Source organism: Desulfoferula mesophila (assembly GCF_037076455.1).
Taxonomy (GTDB): domain Bacteria; phylum Desulfobacterota; class Desulfarculia; order Desulfarculales; family Desulfarculaceae; genus Desulfoferula; species Desulfoferula mesophila.
This window is the reverse complement of sequence record NZ_AP028679.1, coordinates 4,417,477-4,437,072: the sequence shown is the minus strand read 5'-3', so window position 1 is coordinate 4,437,072 and position 19,596 is coordinate 4,417,477. Positions and strand designations below refer to the sequence as shown.

Annotated in this window: 21 protein-coding genes; 18 read left to right on the top strand and 3 right to left on the bottom strand. The window is 67.0% G+C overall.

All coding sequences use genetic code 11. From position 1 onward, the window contains the following. Positions 1 to 247: 247 nt before the first annotated feature. The gene (locus AACH32_RS20625; protein WP_338603880.1) at positions 248 to 1,075 is read right to left on the bottom strand and encodes a 50S ribosomal protein L11 methyltransferase; all 828 of its coding nucleotides are present in this window, start codon (positions 1,073 to 1,075) and stop codon (positions 248 to 250) included. Between the two features lie 93 nt (positions 1,076 to 1,168). Further along, positions 1,169 to 1,381, bottom strand: coding sequence for a dodecin family protein (locus AACH32_RS20620; RefSeq protein ID WP_338603877.1), 213 nt, complete (start codon positions 1,379 to 1,381; stop codon positions 1,169 to 1,171). A 281-nt stretch (positions 1,382 to 1,662) separates the two neighbouring features. Here AACH32_RS20620 and AACH32_RS20615 point away from each other — a divergent pair, with 281 nt between their 5' ends. The 15 genes from AACH32_RS20615 (at position 1,663) to AACH32_RS20545 (ending at position 16,195) form a co-directional block, all read left to right on the top strand. Further along, a complete protein-coding gene (locus AACH32_RS20615) occupies positions 1,663 to 1,923 on the top strand; it encodes an AtpZ/AtpI family protein (protein ID WP_338603875.1) in 261 nt (86 codons plus the stop codon). Further along, positions 1,898 to 2,314 (top strand): ATP synthase subunit I, encoded by a 417-nt coding sequence (locus AACH32_RS20610; protein WP_338603873.1) that lies wholly within the window; start codon positions 1,898 to 1,900, stop codon positions 2,312 to 2,314. The genes AACH32_RS20615 and AACH32_RS20610 overlap by 26 nt, the downstream gene beginning before the upstream one ends. 4 nt (positions 2,315 to 2,318) lie before the next feature. Then, positions 2,319 to 2,990: a F0F1 ATP synthase subunit A gene (gene atpB, locus AACH32_RS20605; protein ID WP_338603871.1), complete on the top strand. Its 672-nt coding sequence runs from the start codon at positions 2,319 to 2,321 to the stop codon at positions 2,988 to 2,990. A gap of 10 nt (positions 2,991 to 3,000) precedes the next feature. Then, positions 3,001 to 4,221: a hypothetical protein gene (locus AACH32_RS20600; RefSeq protein ID WP_338603868.1), complete on the top strand. Its 1,221-nt coding sequence runs from the start codon at positions 3,001 to 3,003 to the stop codon at positions 4,219 to 4,221. A 60-nt stretch (positions 4,222 to 4,281) separates the two neighbouring features. Further along, positions 4,282 to 4,530, top strand: coding sequence for an ATP synthase F0 subunit C (gene atpE, locus AACH32_RS20595; RefSeq protein WP_338603865.1), 249 nt, complete (start codon positions 4,282 to 4,284; stop codon positions 4,528 to 4,530). Positions 4,531 to 4,546: 16 nt separating this feature from the next. Then, on the top strand, positions 4,547 to 4,975 hold the full coding sequence (locus tag AACH32_RS20590) for an ATP synthase F0 subunit B (protein WP_338603862.1): 429 nt from the start codon (positions 4,547 to 4,549) through the stop codon (positions 4,973 to 4,975). Continuing rightward, the gene (locus tag AACH32_RS20585) at positions 4,972 to 5,571 is read left to right on the top strand and encodes an ATP synthase F0 subunit B (RefSeq protein ID WP_338603859.1); all 600 of its coding nucleotides are present in this window, start codon (positions 4,972 to 4,974) and stop codon (positions 5,569 to 5,571) included. The genes AACH32_RS20590 and AACH32_RS20585 overlap by 4 nt, the downstream gene beginning before the upstream one ends. Positions 5,572 to 5,578: 7 nt before the next feature. After that, the gene (locus tag AACH32_RS20580) at positions 5,579 to 6,187 is read left to right on the top strand and encodes an AAA family ATPase (RefSeq protein ID WP_338603856.1); all 609 of its coding nucleotides are present in this window, start codon (positions 5,579 to 5,581) and stop codon (positions 6,185 to 6,187) included. Positions 6,188 to 6,326: 139 nt separating this feature from the next. After that, a complete protein-coding gene (locus AACH32_RS20575) occupies positions 6,327 to 7,022 on the top strand; it encodes a precorrin-2 dehydrogenase/sirohydrochlorin ferrochelatase family protein (protein ID WP_338603853.1) in 696 nt (231 codons plus the stop codon). Further along, the gene (ccsB, locus tag AACH32_RS20570) at positions 7,019 to 7,864 is read left to right on the top strand and encodes a c-type cytochrome biogenesis protein CcsB (protein WP_338603850.1); all 846 of its coding nucleotides are present in this window, start codon (positions 7,019 to 7,021) and stop codon (positions 7,862 to 7,864) included. Before AACH32_RS20575 ends, ccsB begins: the two co-directional genes overlap by 4 nt. After that, positions 7,861 to 9,144, top strand: a complete 1,284-nt coding sequence (hemA, locus tag AACH32_RS20565) for a glutamyl-tRNA reductase (RefSeq protein WP_338603847.1) — start codon at positions 7,861 to 7,863, stop codon at positions 9,142 to 9,144. The genes ccsB and hemA overlap by 4 nt, the downstream gene beginning before the upstream one ends. A 38-nt stretch (positions 9,145 to 9,182) precedes the next feature. After that, a complete protein-coding gene (locus tag AACH32_RS20560) occupies positions 9,183 to 11,870 on the top strand; it encodes a hypothetical protein (RefSeq protein ID WP_338603844.1) in 2,688 nt (895 codons plus the stop codon). A 199-nt stretch (positions 11,871 to 12,069) separates the two neighbouring features. Then, a complete protein-coding gene (locus AACH32_RS20555; RefSeq protein WP_338603841.1) occupies positions 12,070 to 14,694 on the top strand; it encodes a M16 family metallopeptidase in 2,625 nt (874 codons plus the stop codon). A gap of 13 nt (positions 14,695 to 14,707) precedes the next feature. Beyond that, the gene (locus tag AACH32_RS20550; protein WP_338603838.1) at positions 14,708 to 14,884 is read left to right on the top strand and encodes a hypothetical protein; all 177 of its coding nucleotides are present in this window, start codon (positions 14,708 to 14,710) and stop codon (positions 14,882 to 14,884) included. 39 nt (positions 14,885 to 14,923) lie between these two features. Beyond that, a complete protein-coding gene (locus tag AACH32_RS20545) occupies positions 14,924 to 16,195 on the top strand; it encodes an MFS transporter (RefSeq protein ID WP_338603836.1) in 1,272 nt (423 codons plus the stop codon). Positions 16,196 to 16,782: 587 nt separating this feature from the next. On the opposite strand, the gene AACH32_RS20540 is transcribed toward AACH32_RS20545, so the two are convergent. Next, entirely contained in the window at positions 16,783 to 16,914 is a 132-nt protein-coding gene (locus tag AACH32_RS20540; RefSeq protein WP_338603832.1) for a hypothetical protein, read from the bottom strand. A 340-nt stretch (positions 16,915 to 17,254) separates the two neighbouring features. Here AACH32_RS20540 and AACH32_RS20535 point away from each other — a divergent pair, with 340 nt between their 5' ends. From AACH32_RS20535 to AACH32_RS20525, 3 genes are all read left to right on the top strand, one after another. Continuing rightward, entirely contained in the window at positions 17,255 to 17,437 is a 183-nt protein-coding gene (locus AACH32_RS20535) for a hypothetical protein (RefSeq protein ID WP_338603830.1), read from the top strand. Between the two features lie 222 nt (positions 17,438 to 17,659). Then, positions 17,660 to 19,135: a multicopper oxidase family protein gene (locus tag AACH32_RS20530; protein ID WP_338603828.1), complete on the top strand. Its 1,476-nt coding sequence runs from the start codon at positions 17,660 to 17,662 to the stop codon at positions 19,133 to 19,135. A 3-nt stretch (positions 19,136 to 19,138) separates the two neighbouring features. Further along, on the top strand, positions 19,139 to 19,477 hold the full coding sequence (locus AACH32_RS20525; RefSeq protein WP_338603826.1) for an SHOCT domain-containing protein: 339 nt from the start codon (positions 19,139 to 19,141) through the stop codon (positions 19,475 to 19,477). The last annotated feature ends 119 nt before the right edge of the window (positions 19,478 to 19,596 follow it).

The following is a 19,596-nucleotide window of genomic DNA, read 5'->3' as shown; positions in this document are numbered from 1 at the left end:
AAGGAAGCGGTTTGGTGAGCCGGTTTGGCCTTGCCGTTAGTTGTTTTTCGCCTCATGGGTCAGATCCTCCGTCAGATCACTAGTAGATATGGCTCTACCACCACCCGGGCGGCTTGTCAACGGCTGAATGTGGGGTTTTTTGCGCCTGTAACGGCATAGTTACAGAAAAATTGCCTGAGCGGTTGCTCAGCTTGGCGGGCCGCCAGGGCCCCCGACTGAGCGCGGCGGCCGATTTGGGCCGTCATGTTCAGGCGATAGCGGTGGAGTAGTGGGCCCAGAGGCTGAACCAGGTGAAATCCGCCTCCCTACGCTGGGTTATGGCATAGGACCGCGAGCGCAGAAGGTCTTCTAGCTTGCCCACCTGGGAGCGCATCACCCCCGAGAGGATGAGCTGGGGAAAACCGTCCAAAACCCGGGGCGCGGCCCAGAGCTCCTCCTGCACCGCCCAGGGCAGGTTGGCCAGCACCAGGCCGGCGGGTCGATCGAGAAAGTCCCCCGCCGCGCCCTCCACGGTTTTCAGCTCCATCCCGTTTAATTGCGCGTTGTTGGCCGTGGTGCTCACGCACAGGGGGTTCAGGTCCACCGCCAAGACCTCCTCGGCTCCCCAGGCGGCGGCGGCCAGGGCCAAGATGCCGGTCCCGCAGCCCAAATCCAACACCCGCCCCAGGGGGGCCCGTTGGCGGCGCAGCCACAACAGCTCCAGGCAGTGGCGGGTGGTGGGGTGCAGGCCCGAGCCGAAGACCAGGCCGGGGTCTATGAGCAGGCGGCGGGCCCCGGCGGGCGGGGGGACCGGGCTCCAGGCCGGGCAGAAAAACAGGTCGCCCACCAGCCAGGGCTTGATCTCCAGGCCGCCCTGCCACTGCTCGTAGGTCAGCTCGTGGCGCTGGCGCAGACTAAGGCCGCCCGGGGCCAGCAGACGCTCCACCTCCTGGGCGGCTGGGGCCGAAAAGAACAAAAAGGAGGTGTCGCCCTCCAGCCACAGGCCCAGGTAGTGGGGGCCCAAACCATGGGCCTGGGCGCGGGCGTCTCCCAAAATCTCATAGATATAAAGGTCTTGGTATGGAGGGGTGTTCACGCTGCGGCCATAAGGAGATCAAAGGCCTCCCCGGCAAACCGGGGAAGCCGAATGTGGCGAGGGGTGCTGGATTTAATCGTTGCGGCCGCTAACTCAGGCCTCGAGGACGAAAATCACTTCCAGGCGGACCCGGTATTCGGAGATCTGGTTCTCCATCACCGAAACGCGCTGCTCCACCACCTTCATGCCGGTGATGCCCCTGAGGGTGCGAGTGGCCCGTTCGAAGCCAACCTTGATGGCGTCGTCCAGGCTAACCGGACTGGCGGCCACGATTTCGGTAACTCGGGCAACACGCTTTTCTCCCATGCTAATCCTCCCAATCCCCGCGGGAGCACTCCCCGCTAAACCAAATTGCCGACTGACTGTAGTTGTGCCGCTGAATCCCCGGCCCCCCTCAAGCCGGTTACCCTCGGCAGGATCAGGTTATCATAAGGCGAAAAGAGGGTACAAGGCGAAATGTCCCCGCTCAGCTAGGCGCTAGGGATTGGTTTGTGCAGGTTTGCACTTTGTCCTTGACATGCAAAAGTGTCAGGTCTATTAATGCCTAGTCAGCCCGCTAAACCTTTAAGTATCAGAAGCTGGTCATCATGCTGACTAGACCACCGCGAGCCGTTTGGGACCACTTGGCCCTGGTCATGCAGGTGGGGCTAACCTTCGCCGGCTCTGTGCTCTTTTGCCTGTTCGTGGGCTATTGGCTGGGAGAGTGGCTGGGCGCAAAAGCGGTTTTCATCACGGTTTTCATTCTCCTGGGCATCGCCGGGGGAGGATACACGGTCTACCGCCAAATATCCGAGGTGGACCTGGAGCCCGAGGAAGATAAAGTTGAGCGCAACGGCGATCAAGAGTAGCGGCCCCACCGGCGTGTTTCTGCGCCAGGTGATCACGCGCGCGCTGCTTTTCGCTTTGGGCGCGGCCCTCATCCTCACCCTGATCGGCCAAGCCTCCTGGGCCCGGGGCGTGGCCCTGGGCGCCCTGGCCTCGGCGGGCAACTTCCTGGCCATGGCCTGGCTTCTGCCGCGGGCCCTGGACCCGGCCCAGCGCCGGGGGCAGGCCTTCACCGTGCTTTCGGTGGCCCTTCGTTTCGGTCTCATGGCCGCGGCCCTGGCCGTGGCCCTGTCCATGCCCCAGCGGGTGGCCCCCCTGGCCGCCGCCGCGGGCCTTTTTACGGTTCAGTTCACCTTGTTGAGCGACCGCCTCCTGGGCGGCCGTTTGCTGGGTATTACCTCGGAGAGCAGGTAGCGCCGTGAACGAGCTGACCCACATACCCCACTGGTATCTGAATCTGGGCGGCATGCGCCTGGAGTTCAACGCCGAGACCCTCATCATGTCCTGGATCGTGATGGCCGTGCTGGTGGCTTTCGGCTTCATGGCCACCCGCAAGCTGTCGTTTCTGCCGGGCTCCTGGCAGACCTTGGGCGAGGTGATGGTCAACGCCTTCCAGGGCCTGGTGGCCGACGCCCTGGACGAGCACAACCGCAAATACTTCCCCATGATCATCACCATCTTCCTGTTCATCTGGCTCAGCAACATGTTGGGGGTCATCCCGGGTCTCAGCGAGCCCACCAAAGACCTCAACACGCCGCTGGCGTACGGGCTTTTGGGTTTTATAATCTCCCACTACGCCGGCATAAAGACCAAGGGGATCAAGGCCTACCTCAACGAGTACATCCAGCCCATGTTCTTCATGGCGCCCCTGAACATCATCGGCGAGCTTTCCAAGGTGGTCTCCATCTCCTTCCGTCTCTACGGCAACATCATGGGCGGGTCCATCATCATCCTGGTGGTGAGCGACCTGGTCTACAGCCTGGTGCTGCCGCCGGCCTTGAACGCCTTTTTCGGGCTGTTCGTGGGGACCATCCAGGCCTTCGTGTTCACCATGTTGACCCTGGTCTATATCTCGGTTCAAACCAAGTAGGAATCGCTTAATGCCCTTTAGCACGGAAACTTGGGTACAGGCCGCGGCCTTCTTGGGGGCCGGATTCTCGGTGGGATTCGGGGCCATCGGTGCGGCCCTGGGCGAGGGCTACGCGGCGGGCAACGCCTCCCGGGCCATCGGCAAGAACCCGGCCATGAGCGGCCCTATCCTGAAGAACATGCTCATCGGCCAGGCCGTGGCCGAGAGCGCGGGCATCTTCGCCCTGGTCATCGCCATGCTCCTGGCCTTCATGGACTGCTCCGAAGCGCCCATGATCGAGGCCTGGTCCCTGCTGGCCTCCGGGCTGGCCATGGGCCTGAGCGCCATTGGCTCCGGGGCCGGCGGCGGCTTCCCGGCGGCCGAGGCCTGCGTGGGCATCGCCGACAACCCGCCCACCCAGGGCGCGTTGACCACCAACATGCTTATCGGCAGCGCGGTGAGCCAGACCCCGGCCATCTTCGGCATGGTCGTGGCCTTCATGCTCATGTTCATCGACTGGTCCACCCAGCCCCTGTGGCCCGGCTGGGCCGCGGTGTTGGGCGCGGGTCTCTCGGTGGGCCTGGCGGCCATCGGCTCGGGCGTGGGCTCGGGCATGCCCGCCGGCAGCGCCACCGCCGGCATGGCCCGTCAGCCCGCGGCGGCCACCACCATTCGCACCAACATGCTCATCGGCAGCGCGGTGAGCCAGACCCCGGCCATCTTCGGCATGGTCGTGGCCTTCATGCTCATGTTCGTGGACTGGAACGGGGTTCCCGCATGGCCCACCTGGGCCGCCCTTTTGGGCGCGGGCCTGTCCACCGGTCTAAGCGCGATCGGCCCGGGCATCGGTAACGGCTTTACCGCCCAGGAGGCTTCCGCGGGTATCGCCCGCGTACCCGAGGCCTCTGGACCGGTGACCACCACCATGCTCATAGGCCAGACCGTGGCTCAGTCCACGGTCATTTACGGCTTCCTGGTCAGCCTCATCCTGTTGTTCATCCCCAGGGAGGCGTCCGATACCATGGTGGCCTGGGTGGCCCCCCTGTCGGCGGGCATCTGCATGGGCTTCGGCGGCATAGGCCCCGGAGTGGGCGAAGGTTTGGCCGCGGCCTACACGGTCAACCGCATCGCCCGCAACTACGAGGAAGTCGGCGTGCTGCTGACCAGGGTCATGCTGGTCGGTCAGGCGGTGAGCGAGTCCACGGGTATCTATTCGCTCATCGTATCGCTGTTGCTGTTGTTCGTAATTTAAGACCACCGGGCCTCGCTAATGGGGCCCCGAGGACATGTTCATCACGGGAGGAATTAGGAAATGGCCATTGAAGGCGCGGATCTGGTGAGGGCGGCCGCTCTGATGGGCGCAGGTATCGCCATGGGCCTGGGCGCCATCGGCCCCGGCGTGGGCGAGGGTTTCGCCGCGGGTAAAGCATGCGAGGCCATCGGCCGCAACCCCAAGGAAGCGGGCCTGTTGACCCGCACCATGTTGGTGGGCCAGGCGGTCTCCGAGTCCACCGGCATCTACTCCCTGGTGGTGGCGCTGCTCTTGATCTTCGTGGTCTAGGCCGGAGGTCGGGCCCATGATCAGCATCAACGCAACGCTGCTGGTGCAGATCATCAACCTGTTGGTGCTTATCTTCATCCTCAACAGGTTGATGTATAAGCCCATCAGCAAGATGGTCGCCGAGCGGACGGCCACCTTGAAAGGCGGGCTGGCCGAGGCCGTGTCCCTGCGCGCGCAGGCGGCCGATACCAAGGCCGATTACAAACGCCAGTTGGACGAGGGCCGCCTGAAGGTGCGGGAACGGCTGGATGAGGTGCGCCGCAAGACCGAGGGCGAGGCGCGCCAGGTAATCGACCAGGCCCAAGCCAAGGCCAAAGACCAGACCGACCAGATGGTGGCCAACATCCACAAGGAAATGGAACAGGCCCGCGGCGAGATTCGGGCCCAGGCCGAAGGCGTGGCCAAGCAGATGGCCGGCCGCATCCTGGGTAGGGAGGTCGCGTGAAAGCCTTGCATCTGATGACAGCCCTGGCTCTGGTGGCACTGGCGCTGTTGCTGGGTTGGGCCGAGCCGGCCCTGGCCGCCAAGCACCACGTGGTGCCCACCTGGAAAGTCTGGTGGGACTGGGGCTGGAAGATCGTCAACTTCCTGGTGCTGGCCTTCTTGATCTACAAGATGGCCAAGAAGCCTCTGAAGGAGTTCTTCGCCGGCTCCAGGGCCAAGGTGGCCGCTGAGCTGGAAGAGGTGAACCAGGCCAAGGCCGAGGCCGAGGCCCAGCTTAAGCTCATCCAGGAAAAGACCGCCACGATGGCCCAAGAGCTGGCCGGCTACGAAGAGTCCTTGGGCCAGCTGGCCGAGCGCGACCGCCAGCGCATGATCGAAGAGGCCCGCGAGGCCTCGGAGATGATCATGGAGCGGGCCGGGTTGCAGGCCGATATGGCCCTGCACCACGCCCGTCGGGAGCTGGCCCACGAGATCGTGGAGTTGGCCGCCGAGCTGGCCGAGAGCAAGCTCAAGGAGGCCGTGGGCAAGCAGGACCAAGATAGCTTCCTGGATAAGTTCACCTCCGGTGCCCTGACCGCCCGAAGCGGAGCCTTGTAAAAATCGCATGGCCATAATCACCGTCAGCAAGGAATTCGCCGCCGGCGGGCGCGAGTTGGCCCGCCGCTTGGCCGGTGAGCTTGGCCTTCGCCTGGTCGGCCGCGAGGTCTTGGCCGAGCTGGCCAAAAAGCTGGACATGAGCGAAGGCGAAGTGGAGCTCATGCACCGGGGGCAGGAGAACAACCTGTTCAAGCTGGTGGACGAGGTGTTTTTGCACACCGTGCGGCGCATAGCCCAAAAGCCCGAGGCCGCCTTGGACGATGAGCGCTACTACGCGGCGGTGAGCGAGTTCGTCAAGGGAGTGGCCGCGCAGGGCGACGCGATCATCGTGGGCTGGGGCGGCCAGTACATCCTGGCCGACGACCCCGGGGCGCACCATTTCCGGGTGGTGGCCCCCCCGGCCGCGCGGGCCGCGCGCCTGGCCAAGCGCGAAAACCTCTCCCCGGAGCAGGCCGAGGCCGAGTGCCGCCGCCAGGACGGCATCTCCGCCAGCTACGTGAAACACTTTTTCAAGCGCTCCTGGGACGACGCCACCGCCTACAAGCTGGTGATCAACCACGGCGCCCTGGGCTACGACCTGGACCGGGCGATAAAGATCATCCAGGCCGCCCTCTAGGAGCGCAGCGGCCAAGCCAATTTGGGGGCCTTCCCGCGGGGAGGCCCCTTTCGCTTGTCCGGCCCCTGATTGCCGCCCGCGCCTTTTCCCCCGGCCCGCCGGATGTTATGCTTGCCCAGAACCCGCATTGGAGAAGCCCTTGCCCTTTTATCCCGCCCTGTTGGATCTGAGCGGCCGCCTGGTTTTGCTGGTGGGCGGCGGCCGGGTGGCCGCGCGCAAGCTGGCCTCGCTCTTGGAGGCCGGGGCGCGGGTGCGCCTGGTGACCCCGGCGTTGTGCCAAGAGGCCCGCGAGCTGGCCGGGCTTGAGGGTGTGGAGCTGATAGAGCGCGGGTTTGAGCCGGGGGACGTAGAGGGGGCCTGGCTGGTGATCTCGGCCACCGACGACGAAGATCTCAACCGGTCGGTGGCCGTGGCCGCCGAGGCGGCGAGGGTGTTCGTCAACGTGGTGGACGTGCCGCCCATGTGCTCCTTCATCGTGCCCGCGGTGGTGCGCCGGGGCGAGCTCACCCTGGCGGTGAGCACCGGCGGGGCCAGCCCGGCGGCGGCCCGCCGCCTGCGCCAGGGCTTGCAGGCCCAGTTCGGCCCCGAGTGGGCCGACTATCTGGCCATCCTTAGGGCGGCGCGCCAAAAGCTCACCGCCCAGGGACGCCCGGCGGCCGAGAATCGGCCCCTGTTCTACCAATTGGTGGACTCACAGCTGATGGAGCGGGTGCGGGCGGGCGACGCCGCCGGAGTGGACGAGGTGATGCGCGCGGTGCTGGGGCCGGGCTTCACGCTGAAAGAGTTGGGCCAAAGCCTGGGCCGAGACGCCGCCCGGGAGAGGGAGGGGGCATGAGCACCACCCTGCATTGGATAACCCTGATTGCCTACGTGGTGGGTTCGCTCATCTCCCTGGGCTTTCTTATCCGCCAGCGCCAGGGGCTCTACCGCATGGGCCTGGCCCTGTTGTGGGTGGGCTTCGGCCTGCACACCCTGGCCCTGGCCGCCGCCTGGGTGGAGGGCGGGGTGTTGCCCGCCACCAGCCTGCGCCAGTCCCTGGACGTGTTCTCCTGGGCCCTCATGGGCGCGGTGCTGGTGGTGAACCTCAGCCTGGAGGTGAAGATCCTGGGCGCCCTGGTGGGGCCCATCTGCGTGCTGCTCATGCTGGCCGCCTCGGTGTTGCCGGCGGTGCCGGTGGTCAAGACCGCCGCCTTCAAGAGCGCCTGGGTCATCGTGCACGTGGTAAGCATCATGGCCGGTTACGGCCTATTGGCCCTCACCTGCCTGGGCGGGGTGCTCTACCTGGCTCAGGACAGGGCGCTGAGGGCCAAGACCATGGGCCCGGTGTTCAAGCGCCTGCCCAGCCTGAGCCGCCTGGATTCGCTCAGCCAGTCCAGCCTGCTGGCCGGTTTTCTGCTCATGACCATCGGGCTCATCTCCGGGGCGGTCTACGCCCAGATGGCCCTGGGCTCCTACTGGCGCTGGGACCCCAAGGAGGTGTGGGCCCTGATCACCTGGCTGCTCTACGCCGCGCTCTTGCACACCCGCCTGGTGCAGGGCTGGCGGGGCCGCCGGGGGGCCTGGCTGTCGGTGGCCGCCTTCGCGGCCCTGGTGGTCACCTTCCTGGGCGCGGGCCTGTTGATGCCCGGCTACCACAGTTTCAGCTCCATGGCCGACCTGGGAGGACCCCGCCCGTGAAGCTGCACTTGATCGGCCTGAGCCACAAGACCGCGCCGCTCGAGGTGCGCGAGTGTCTGGCGCCCCCGCCGGAGACGGTGCCCCAGGAGCTGGGGCGCATCGTGGACTTGCCCCTGGTGCGCGAGGCCTTGATGGTCAGTACCTGCAACCGGGTGGAGGTGTTGGCCGCCACCGAGGACGAGGGAGGCGAGGCCGAGCTCAGCGCCTGGCTGTGCGGCGGCCGGGGGCAAGACCCCCAGGCCATCGCCGAGCATCTCTACCTCTACCAGGGGGCCGACGCGGTGCGCCATCTGTTCCGGGTGGCCTCCAGCCTGGATTCCATGGTGGTGGGCGAGCCCCAGATATTGGGCCAGATCAAGGAGGCCTACCGCGCCGCCACCGAGGCCGGCACCACCCGCACGGTGCTTAACCGCCTGCTGCACAAGACCTTCCAGGTGGCCAAGCGGGTGCGCTCGGAGACCAACATCGGCGGGGCGGCGGTGTCCATCTCCTTTGCCGCCGTGGAGCTGGCCAAGAAGATCTTCGACTCCCTGGAGGGGCTCAGCGCCCTGGTGGTGGGGGCCGGAGAGATGGCCGAGCTGGCGGTGGAGCACCTGATGGCCCAGGGGGTCAGCCGGGTGCAGGTGGCCAACCGCACCCTGGAGCGGGCCATGGAGCTGGCCCGGGGCTGGGGGGGCCAGGCCATCGGCCTGGATGACCTGGGCGAGGTGCTGGGCGAGGTGGACATCGTCATCGCCAGCACCGGCAGCCCCCAGGCGGTGATAACCGCCAAGATGGCCCGCGCCGCACTCAAGGCCCGGCGGGGGCGGCCCCTGTTTTTCATCGACATCGCCGTGCCCCGCGACGTGGAGACGGCGGTGGGCGAGCTGGACGGCTGTTATCTCTACGACATCGACGACCTGACCTCGGTGGTGGAGGCCAACCGGGCGGGCCGGGCGGTGGAGGCGGGCCAGGCCGAGCGCATCGTGGCCGAGGAGGTGGTCAAGTTCATGACCTGGCTGGCCGGGCTGGACGCGGTGCCCACCATCAGCGCCCTGGCCGCCAAGGCCGAGGAGATCCGCGCCGCCGAGCTGGGGCGCACCCTCAAGGGCCTGGAGGGCCTGAGCCCCGAGCAGGCCGCCGCCCTGGATCGCTTGACCCAGGCGTTGGTCAAGAAGCTGGTGCACGATCCCATCATGTTCATCAAGGGGGCCAGCCACAGCAAGAGCCCCGACACCCTGCGCCAGCAGTTGGCCTTGGTGCGGCGCATCTTCAACCTGGAGGAAAACGGGGGCGAGTAGGCTCCGGCGGGGATACGAAAGGGGGGAGAGGCCTGAACGTGTCCGGCGCGAAACGATACCAGGGAGCCGTTCCCTGGCTGGGGTCCATGGCGGCGGTGGCCGTTCTGGCCGGGGTGTTCCTGTTGCTGTTCAGGGATTATCTGTTTCCCTTGGGCCGGCCCGGCCTGTTGCTCTTCGGAGACTTTCCGCGCCAATTCTATCCCTGGCGGGTGCACGCCGGTGAAATCCTCCAGGCCTGGCTTTCCGGGCAGGGCCTGGCCCTGTGGAACCCCTATGGCGGCTGCGGGGTGGATTTCGTGGCCCGGCTGGAGACCACCCTGTTCTACCCGCCCCACCTGCTGTTGGGGATCTGGCTGGGCAAGGCCTTGCCTTATGCCGCCTACCAGGCCCTGGCGTTGGGCCATTTCTTTCTCTACGGCCTGAACCAATACTTGCTCTGCCGCGAGCTGGACTGCCGCCGTCCCGCCGCCTTGGTGGGAGGGGTCGGCGCCATGGGCGGCATCATCCTGGTGAGCTGGGCCCACGCCCCCATCCACCTCACCACCTTGTGCTGGGCCCCCCTGATGATCCTGTTTTTGCATCGGGCCCTGGACCGGGTCAGTTGGCGCGCGGCCGCCCTGGCGGGGCTGTTCATGGCGCTGGGCTTTCTGGCGGGCTCGGGGCAGATGATTTTCTACGCGGGCTTCTCCCTGGGCTTGTTGTGGCTGGTGTGGGCGGGCTGGTACTGGGGCCGGGGGCGGGCCGGAGCCCTGAAGCTGATTTTGCTGGGTGCGGTGGTGCCTTTGCTGGGCCTGCTCCTTTCCTCCCTGCAGCTGCTGCCTTCGGCCGAGTTGGCCCTGAGCTCCCACCGGGCCACGGTGGACGCCGCCTTCGCGGCCATTGGGTCGGCCTCCTACACGCGCATGGCCGAGTTGCTGACCCGGGCCAACCTGCTGTTGGGGCCGCTGACCCTATGCCTGGCGGCGGTGGGCCTTTTCGCGCGGTCCAACGCCCTGCCCTGGGGGCTGGGCCTGGTGGCCGCCTGGAGCGCCCTGTACGCCGTGGGCTCCGACGGGTTCCTTTTGCCCTTCATGTCGGCGCACCTGCCCTTTTTCAAGCTGTTCCGTTTTCCGATAAACGCGCTGGCCGTCACCAACTTGGCCCTGGCCCCCCTGGCGGCTCTGGGCGCGGACTTTCTGTGGCGAGGCAAGGCCGGCAGGCTGCGCGCCAGCCTGGCCCTGGGCGCCCTGATGCTCATGGGCGCAGTGCTGCTGTGGGCCGGGGTTCCCGTCGCGCAGCTGTGGCCCCTTCCTCTGGTGGCGGCGCTATTGGTGATGGCCCTGTTTTTCCGCGGCATGCTCACGCGCCTGGGGCTCGCCGCCCTGTGCCTGGCGGCGGGCGCGCTGGGCTTGGGGGCGGCCGACTCGCTGCCCATCAATTCCATCCATCACCCCGGCGACTTCTACGCCCCCAACCCCGAGGTGGCGCGCTTCCAGGGCCTGGTGCAAAGCGAGCCGCCCTTTAGGGTGAAGTTCCAGGGCTTCCTCACCAATTTCGACGTGCGCCATTCCGACCCCTCCATCTGGCTGGCCGGGCTGGTCCACCACATTCCGGCGTTGGGCATCGCCGGGCAACTGAACGACGCCCGTTTGGGTAGGCTCAGCCTGCTCTCCAGATATAACCTGCGCCTGTTCGACCTGCTCAATATCCGCTATATCCTGGGCCCCGTCGGCCAGGCCGCTCCGCGCTATGCGCGCTACAAGGGGGTGGTGGTGGAGCCGGGTCAGGTGTGGCGGCTGAACCTGAAGGGTCTGTACGACGCGCCCGTGGGCAAGATGGAGTTGACCTCCCAGCTTTCCCAGGCCATGGAGGTGCCCCAAGGCCAAACGGTGGGCAGTCTCACCCTGGTGTTGGCCGACGGCACGACCCGCGAGTTCCCGGTAAGGGCCGGGGTGGAGACGGCGGAGTGGGCCGTGGAGCGGCCGGGAGACAAATTTGCCCATCGCCGGGCGAAAATCAACCGTTCCTGGCCGGTGGACGGCGCCAGGTTCCAGGGGCACGACTATCTGGCCGCGTGGCGCCTGGAGGATTCGCGTCTGGTCACCGCCATTATCCTGCGCAACACCCAAAGGCAGGCCAGATGGGGGGTCAACGGCCTGGCCCTCAACGGCGAACAGATCATGGGCAAGCCTCTGGTCATGAAAGCCGTGGCCCCCGGCGTGTGGGAGAATCCTTATTGCCTGCCCCGCGCTTACCTGGTGTCGGAGATCAAGGGGTTGGCCCGGGGCGAGGCGGCGCAAGAGTTGGTGGCCGGGCTGGCCCCCGCCAGGGAGGTGGTGCTGGAGCGCAGGCCGCTGACCTACCGGGAGGGCGAGCCCTGCGAAAATGCCGCGCCGCCCGAGGTGCTGCGGGATGGTCCGGACCGGACCGTGGTGCGCGCTTGCCTGGAGCAACCGGGCATCCTGGTGCTCACCGATACCTACACCTCCAACTGGAAGGCGCGCGACAACGGGCAAGAGATTGCCATGCTGCGCGCCAACCTGATGTTCAGGGGGTTCGCCTTGGGGCCGGGCAGGCATGAGCTGGTGCTCACCTACGAGCCCTCGTGGCCCAAGCTGGGCCTGGTCCTCACCGGCCTGGGCCTGGCCCTGCTAATGGTGCTGTTGTTTTTGGGGCCCAAAAAACAGATGGCCGGCCCGGAGGAGGCCGCATCCGGCAAAGGGGAGCCGCATGAAGCAGGACAATAGGCCGCCCATACCTCAAGGCCGATAGTCGCCGCAACGACGAGACGTTTGGTTGCCCCTTGGGCTCGCCGCCCCGCGTGAAAAATCGGCGCATTCCAGCGCAGGGCCAGGGGGGTTGAAGACAAGGCCCGCCGGTCATAACTTTATAGGACATGTTTGTTCACCAGCCCGAGCGGGGTTCGCGCTCCGTGGGAGAAATCATATGCGCCGCTTTTCGCCTTTCCTGGTAGTGCTGCTGGCCCTGGTTCTGCTTCCCCTGGCCGCCTGGTCCGCGCCCCGACGTCACACCCTGCCCAACGGCCTGAAGGTCATCACCTCCGAAAACCACGAGTCCCCGGTGGTTTCCTTCCAGGTGTGGGTGCGCGCGGGTTCCATCTACGAGAAAAAGGGCGAGTACGGCATCACCCACCTGATAGAGCACATGATCTTCAAGGGCACCCCCCGCCGCCCGGCCGGGCAGATGGCCATGGAGATCGAGGCCCTGGGCGGCGAGGTCAACGCCTACACCACCTTTGACCACACCAACTACTACGTGACCGCGGCCAGCGCCTCGGCGGGCCAGGCCCTGGACATCCTGGCCGACGCGGTGGTCGAGGCCACCTTCGACCCGGCCGAGCTGGCCAAGGAAAAAGAGGTGGTGATCGAAGAGATCCGCATGAACCAGAACAACCCGGCCCGGCGCAAGGGCTGGGAGGTGTTCGCCCAGGCCTTTGGCGACTCCCCCTACGGGCGGCCCATCATCGGCTCCATCGCCTCGGTGCGGGGCATCACCCGCCAGGACATCCTGGACTACCGGGCCCGCTGGTACCGCGCCCCCGACATGCTGGTGGTGGCGGTGGGCGATTTCAAGACCGCCGAGATCATGCCCCTGATCGCCAAGGCCTTCGCCCCGTTGTCCAAGCAGCCCGCGCCGGAGTTCAAGCTGCCCCCGGACCCCCGGCCCCTGGGCCCGCGCCTGAAGATCATGCGCGACAAGGTGAGCCAGGCCAGCATCAGCATGACCTGGCTGACCCCCGGCCTGCCCGATCCGGCGGTCTATCCCCTGGACATGGCCTCCACCGTTTTGGGCGACGGCCAGACCAGCCGCTTGTGGAGCAACCTCAAGGAGAAGCAGGGCCTGGTGGACTCTGCCGACGCCTCGGCCTACACCCCCCAGGGGGTGGGACTGTTCGAGATGGAGGCCTCCCTGGCCCCGGACAAGGTCAACTCCGCCTGGCCGGCCATGCTGGCCCAGGCCATGACCCTGTTCACCCGGCCCCCCAGCGGCGAGGAGCTAAAGCGCGCCCGGGTCAACCTGGCCGCCACCTTTGTGCGCTCCCGCCAGACCATGCAGGGCCAGGCCCGGGAGCTGGGCTACTTCGAGATGTTCCGGGGCGGCTTTGAGAACATCGTCACCTACACCCAGCGCTTCAACGCGGTGGACGCCGCGGCGGTGTCCGAGGTGACCCACCGCTGGCTGAGCCCGGCCGGGCTCTCTGTAGTGATCCAGGTGCCCGAGGGCACCCCCGCGCCCGAGCTGGCCGCCCTCAAAAAGCAGGCCATGGCCCTCTACACCCAGGCCCCGGCCCAAAAGGAGGCCCAGGGGCCCCAGCGGGTGGTCTTGGACAACGGCCTGATCCTGTTGATCAAGCCCGCCCACGCGGTGCCCATCGTCAGCTACCTGTTGGCCGCGCCGGGCGGCCAGGCGGCGGAGAGCGACCAGCAGGCCGGGCTCTACAACCTGTGGTCCCGCGCCGTGGAGCGGGGCACCAAGGACATGAGCTACGAGGAGCTTACCCGCGAGCTGGAGGACATGGCCGGCTCGCTCAGCGGCTTCAGCTCCAAGACCGACGCCGGGCTCTCGGGCAGCTTTTTGGCCCGGGACTGGAAACGGGGCCTGGAGCTGATGACCCAGGTGTGGACCGGGGCCAACTTCCCGACCGCCCAGGTGGAGCGGGCCAGGCAGGAGCAGTTGGCCGCTCTCAGGGCCCAGCAGAACTCGCCGGTGGCTCGGGCTTTCAAGCGTTTTCGCCGCCTGGTCTACGGCGACCACCCCTTTGGCCACGACCCCCTGGGCACCCCCCAGACCCTGGCCACCTTCGGCCCGGCCCAGCTCAAGGCGGTGATGCAGCGCCTGCGCGGGCCCGGCGGCTGCGTGCTGGCCGTGGTGGGCGACGTGGAGCCGGCGGAGTTCATCGCCGAGGCCAAGAGGCTGTTGGGCGGGCTCAAGGGCCAGGCCGCCCCGGTCAAGGTGACCCCGCTCAGCGCCCCGGCCAAACCCCGCCTAAGCAAGATCGACGAGCCCCAGGCCAAGCAGAGCCAGATCCTCTTGGGCTTCGTGGCCCCGGGCCTGGCCTCGCCCCAGCGCTGGCCCCTGGAGCTGGCCGACGCGGTGTTGGGCGGCATGGGCGGGCGGCTCTTCGAGGATTTGAGGGACAAGCGCTCCCTGGCCTACGCGGTGCAGCCTTTCTATAGCCCCAGCAAAGGCGGGGGCATCTTCGGGGTGTACATGGGCGTGGGGCCGGGCAAGGAGCCAGCGGCCCTGGCGGGCATCGGCGAGCATCTGGGACGCCTGCACGCCCAGGCCCCCAGCCCCAAGGAGATGGCTCGGGCCAAGGCCTATTTCCTGGGCGGCTACGCCGTTGGACTGCAGCGCTACGGCGCCCAGGCCGCGGCCATGGCCGACGGCGAGCTGAACGGCCTGGGCTGGCTCAGCTACACCCAGGTGCCGGACAAGATCAAGGCGGTCACCGCCGAGCAGGTGCTGGCCGCGGTGCGAAAGTACCTGAACCCCGAGCACCGGGCCGAGCTGATCGCCGGGCCGCCGGCCCCGCTACGGGCCAAGTAGGCGCACCCGCGTGATGGCCCGCTTGCTCCGATCGCCCCGCGCCCTGTGGCTGGCAGCGCCGCTGTTATGTGGGCTGCTGCTCCTGGGCGGCTGCGGCGGCATCTTCTACGGCGAGATGGGCGACTGGGAGCCGGGCCAGGTGCGGGCCCTGCCGCCTCCGGTAAATCAAGCGCCCGCGAGGCCAGCCTAGGGGGTGCCCGGCGGCTGGACGGCGGGTATCATAGGGCCCATGTTTAACCTGAGCGTCAACGCCCGGGCCGGAGATCGCGGACGCGCCTGGGCCATCTATTTCGTCTGCATCAGCTGCTACATGCTGAGCATGTTCTACCGCGTCTCGGTCACGGTGATCAGCCCCCAGCTCAGCGCGGACCTGGGCCTGGACGCCGCCCGGCTCAGCGATCTTTCCGCCGCCTTTTTCTACACCTTTGCCGCCGCCCAGATCCCCCTGGGTTTTGTCCTGGACCGTTGGGGCACCCGGCGGGTCATGACCCTGCTCAACCTCTTGGGCGTGGCGGGGGCGCTGCTTTTCGCCGCGGCCCCCGGCGGGGGGGTGGCCACCTTGGGCCGCATGCTCCTGGGCGTGGGCATGAGCTGCAACATGATCGGGGCCATGATGCTCATCGCCGCCTGGTTTCCGCCGCATCGTTTCGCCACCCTCACCGGGGCCATCGTGGGGGCCAGCACGGCGGGGCAGTTCCTGGCCGCCACCCCCCTGGTCTACATCTCCCAGGCCATGGGCTGGCGAGGGGCGTTCATCGTGGTGGCCGCGATCAATGCCCTGCTGACCGGGCTGTTCTACCTGGTGGTGCGCGACACCCCGCCGGGGGTGGAGCTGCCCCTGGTGGGAAAGGAGAATCCCCTCAAGGGCCTGGCCCAGCTTTTCCGCCATGGCTATTACTGGGTGATCAGCCTGAGCACCTTTTTCCGCTACGGCTGCCTCATGGCCCTGCAGGGCCTGTGGGCCGGCCCCTACCTGATGAACGGCCTGGGCCTGGACCAGGTGCAGACCGGCAACATCCTGCTGTTCGTGCCGGTGGGCTACATGATCGGCCTGCCCCTGTGGGGCCGGGTTAGCGACGATGTGCTGGGCTCGCGCAAGCGGGTGGCCATGCCGGGCCTGTTCGTCTCGGCGGGGCTCACCCTTTCCCTGGGCCTGATGCAGGGCATGCCGATGTGGGTGCTCTGCGTCCTGTTCTTCCTGCTGGGGCTGATGTCGGCCCCGGGACAGGTGATGTATCCCCACATCAAGGAACTGTTGCCCGACCACCTGGCGGCGCGGGCCCTGACCGGCATCAACCTCTACACCATGCTGGGCGCGGCGGCTCTGATGCAGACGGCCGGCTTCTTGGTGGACGGGGAGCCTTCGGCCATGCACGGCATCGAGGGCTACTGGCCGGTGTGGCTGTTCATGGCCGGGGGCTTGAGCCTGGCCGGGCTCCTCTACCTGCTCATTCCCGACAGCCGGATTGGCCGCGAGCGGCGGGCCGTGGTGGAAGGCTAAACAACTTCCCCCTGGCTGTGCCGCGCGGCTGCGCCAGTCGTCCGTGGGCTGTGTTGCGGGCGTCGCTCACCTCCTCGACGTATTAACCAATACGCCTGCGGGTCTCGCTGGCCCGACGCCTTGCCCACGAACCCCTGGCTGTGCCGCGTGAGAGGGCGCCGGTTGCGGGCCCCTTCTGAGCAATAGCGTAGGTTGGGTAGAGCGCGGCGAAACCCAACAATTATCTATAGCCATTAGCCGTCATTGCGAGGCCGGGCAACGGCCTGCGTCCGGCCGAAGCAGGTTGCCCCTCCTGCCCGGCCGTGGCAATCTTCCGTTTCCCATCGTCATGCCTTTGCCAGTACGACAGGGCCTCACCGCCCCACCGCGCCGCAAACCTTCCCGCCTGGGGGAAAGCGAAGATCGCTTCGTCGCATCCCCTGCCGGGATGCTCCTCGCGATGACGGCTATAACTGGACAGGGCTAAGCGGGAGTGCACAGGTACTTCGGGGGCGCAGCAGGACCCTACGGGGGGCAAACCACTCCCCCTCGCCGTCCGTTGGGGCGACGCCCCGGGCCGGGCGCCGAGGCGATGTCCTGTGAGGGCCCTAGAAGGAGCAGGCGGCGGCCAGGGAGCCGACCCCGTCCACCTTCAGCCAGCGCAGACGCCAGAAGCCGCCCAGGCTGACGTAGATCTTGGGGCCGGACAGCATCAGGCCGCGCTGCAGGAAAACCTCCACGCCATCGACGACCTGGCGGTTGAACAGGTGCTTCTGGTCTGGGTCCGGGGGTTGGGGCGCGAACTGCGCCCCGGTGGCGGGGGCTCAGCCGCCGCCGCGGACCGGGGGCATGATGGTCAACTGATTGCCTCGGGAGGCCAACCACTCGCGGGCCTCTGGAGTGATCTCTACACGCATGCGCACCTCGCGGGGTTTGTGGTGTCGCGGGCCATGGGAATGCTCAATGGCATACCGCTTGTTCTATTGTACCAGCCGCTTTTGGCTTCGCCAGGAGGGAAAATTTGCATGGCCGGGGCCTTTGCCTTCACAATATTACAAGAACCGCTTAGCGAGGAGTTTCATGAACAGGCAACAGCGGGAAGAATTGTTGGCTCAGCGACATGGGCTGATTGAGGACGTGGAACAGGCCCGCGCCGCCCTGCCGGCCCATTCGGTGCGCCCCTGGCAATGGCAGCGGGTGGAGGACGCCGAGGAGGCCCTGGCCGAGTTGGATCGCAAACTTGAGGAGTTGGAAAAAGATTAAGCCCTTTTATCCTTAGCCACGCGAAGGATTTTCCCGGCCCTGCCTCCAGACGCATAAAAATTATGCGTCCAGGAGAGGCGCCAGCCGCCGCCATTTTCCGGTCCTGCCTCGTAACAACTTGTTAATACGTATCAAAATCGTAAAGGCTGGCCGCGGAGAGCCTTGGCACGGGTGCTGCTATTAACCTAGGGCAAGGCGGCACCCTAACTTAGGATCGAACCAATGGAATATACCCGGCGCAAATTTCTACAGACCTCGCTCGGCGCCTTGGCCGGGGCTGCGGCCGGCGGCCTGTGGTCCGTGCCGGGGTGGGCCGCCGGGGGAACCAAACTGGAGCTTACGGCCCAGGAGTCGCGCATCGATCTGGGTCGAGGCCCCGCCTTTAATGCTTTTTCCTTCAACGGCCAGACGCCGGGACCGGTGATCAGGGTGCGGGAGGGCCAAGAGCTGCAGGTGATCCTGCGCAACCGCCTGCAACGGCCCACCACCATCCACTGGCACGGCCAGCCCGTGCCCAACGCCATGGACGGGGTGCCCGGCGTCACCCAGGCCGCCGTGCCTCCCGGCGGGAGCTTCACCTACCGTTTCCGCGCCCACCCGGCGGGCACCTATTTTTATCACTCCCACTTCGGCTACCAACTGGACCAGGGCCTCTACGGCGCGCTGATCGTCGAGCCCGCCCGGCCCGTGGGCGGCTGGGACCGCGAGGAGGTCTTGCTCCTGGCCGACTGGGTGTTGGCCGACGGCGGCGGCATGGCCCCGGTGCCCCGGCGCTCCCCCATGGGCGGCATGATGGGCGGCGGCATGATGGGCCGGGGCAGAATGGGCGGCAGGGGCGGCAGGGGCGGCTGGAGCGGAGCCCCCGGCGAACCCCTGACCGAGCCCTATTACCAGGGCTACGCGGTCAACGGGAGGCTTTATCCCCATGGGGAGCCTATCAAGGTGAAAAAGGGCGACAAGGTGCGCCTCAGGCTCATCAACGCCTCCTCGGCCACCACCTATGACCTCAGCCTGGCCGGGCACCGGCTCACCGTGCTGGCCCTGGACGGCCAGGATATAACCCCCAAGACCTTTGACGTGGTGCGCCTGGCCATGGGCGAGCGGGTGGACGTGGAGTTCACGGCCGACAACCCCGGCGCCTGGCTGCTGCAGGCCTACGACACCGGCCTGGGCGAAAGCGGCCTGGCCACGGCCGTGCTCTACCAGGGATATGAGGACCGCCCGCCCAACCGGCCCGGCTTCCGCCCCGGCCTGAGCCTGGCCACCTATTGGGACCTGGCCGCCGCCCGGCCGGTGGCCCACCCCGCCGGGCCTCCCCAGCGCTGGTACCAACAGGTGCTGAGCGGGGGCATGCACTCGCCCTATTGGAGCATCAACGGCCGCATGTACCCCGACAGCGAGCGCCTGGGCGCGGCTCCAGGGGAAAAGGTGCGCCTGAGCTATTTCAACCGCAGCATGATCCCTCACCCCATGCACCTGCACGGGCATTTTTTCCGAATTGTGAACTTCGCGCTGCCGCCGGAGCGCTGGCTGGTGAAGGATACGGCAGTGGTGGAGCCCATGCGCCGCTTGGACGTGGAATTCGTGGCCGACAACCCCGGCCTTTGGTTCCATCATTGCCACAATCTCTATCATATGGAGGCGGGCATGGCCAACCTGGTGACCTACGCCGGGGCCACCCCGCCCAAGGAGACCTAAACCATGTTTGTAGACTGGTTGGCCCAAAAGGCCCTGAGCGAGCCCCTGGCCCAATACGGCGGCGGTTATGGCGGCGGCCCCGGCTGGGGCGGGCACATGATGTACGGATGGGGCGGCTGGTTGGGAGGGCCCTTCATGATCATCATCTGGATCTTGATCATTGTGGCCGGGGTGGCCCTGGTCAAGTGGCTCTTCGCCGCCTCGCGCAAGGACCAGGCCCCGCCCATTTTCCACTCCACCGCGGGCCATGACCGCTCCCTGGCCATCCTGCGCGAACGCTACGCCAAGGGCGAGATAACCAAAGAGGAGTTCCAGGCCATGAAGGCGGACCTGGAGAGCTAGGGCGCGGCCTGGCCGTTGACATCGCGGCGCCTGGTTGGGCGTTGATCTTCGATTAGCGAATCGCGGCCCCAAGAACGGGGCGGCTGACGGCCCATGCGCGACAATCCCGCCGTCCCGGT

Bases quoted from the DNA above. Each gene is read 5' to 3' on its own strand.
- AACH32_RS20620 (WP_338603877.1), bottom strand. From the start codon at position 1,381: ATGGGAGAAAAGCGTGTTGCCCGAGTTACCGAAATCGTGGCCGCCAGT.
- AACH32_RS20615 (WP_338603875.1), top strand. From the start codon at position 1,663: ATGCTGACTAGACCACCGCGAGCCGTTTGGGACCACTTGGCCCTGGTC.
- AACH32_RS20600 (WP_338603868.1), top strand. From the start codon at position 3,001: ATGCCCTTTAGCACGGAAACTTGGGTACAGGCCGCGGCCTTCTTGGGG.
- atpE (WP_338603865.1), top strand. From the start codon at position 4,282: ATGGCCATTGAAGGCGCGGATCTGGTGAGGGCGGCCGCTCTGATGGGC.
- AACH32_RS20590 (WP_338603862.1), top strand. From the start codon at position 4,547: ATGATCAGCATCAACGCAACGCTGCTGGTGCAGATCATCAACCTGTTG.
- AACH32_RS20580 (WP_338603856.1), top strand. From the start codon at position 5,579: ATGGCCATAATCACCGTCAGCAAGGAATTCGCCGCCGGCGGGCGCGAG.
- ccsB (WP_338603850.1), top strand. From the start codon at position 7,019: ATGAGCACCACCCTGCATTGGATAACCCTGATTGCCTACGTGGTGGGT.
- AACH32_RS20555 (WP_338603841.1), top strand. From the start codon at position 12,070: ATGCGCCGCTTTTCGCCTTTCCTGGTAGTGCTGCTGGCCCTGGTTCTG.
- AACH32_RS20550 (WP_338603838.1), top strand. From the start codon at position 14,708: ATGGCCCGCTTGCTCCGATCGCCCCGCGCCCTGTGGCTGGCAGCGCCG.
- AACH32_RS20545 (WP_338603836.1), top strand. From the start codon at position 14,924: ATGTTTAACCTGAGCGTCAACGCCCGGGCCGGAGATCGCGGACGCGCC.
- AACH32_RS20535 (WP_338603830.1), top strand. From the start codon at position 17,255: ATGAACAGGCAACAGCGGGAAGAATTGTTGGCTCAGCGACATGGGCTG.
- AACH32_RS20530 (WP_338603828.1), top strand. From the start codon at position 17,660: ATGGAATATACCCGGCGCAAATTTCTACAGACCTCGCTCGGCGCCTTG.
- AACH32_RS20525 (WP_338603826.1), top strand. From the start codon at position 19,139: ATGTTTGTAGACTGGTTGGCCCAAAAGGCCCTGAGCGAGCCCCTGGCC.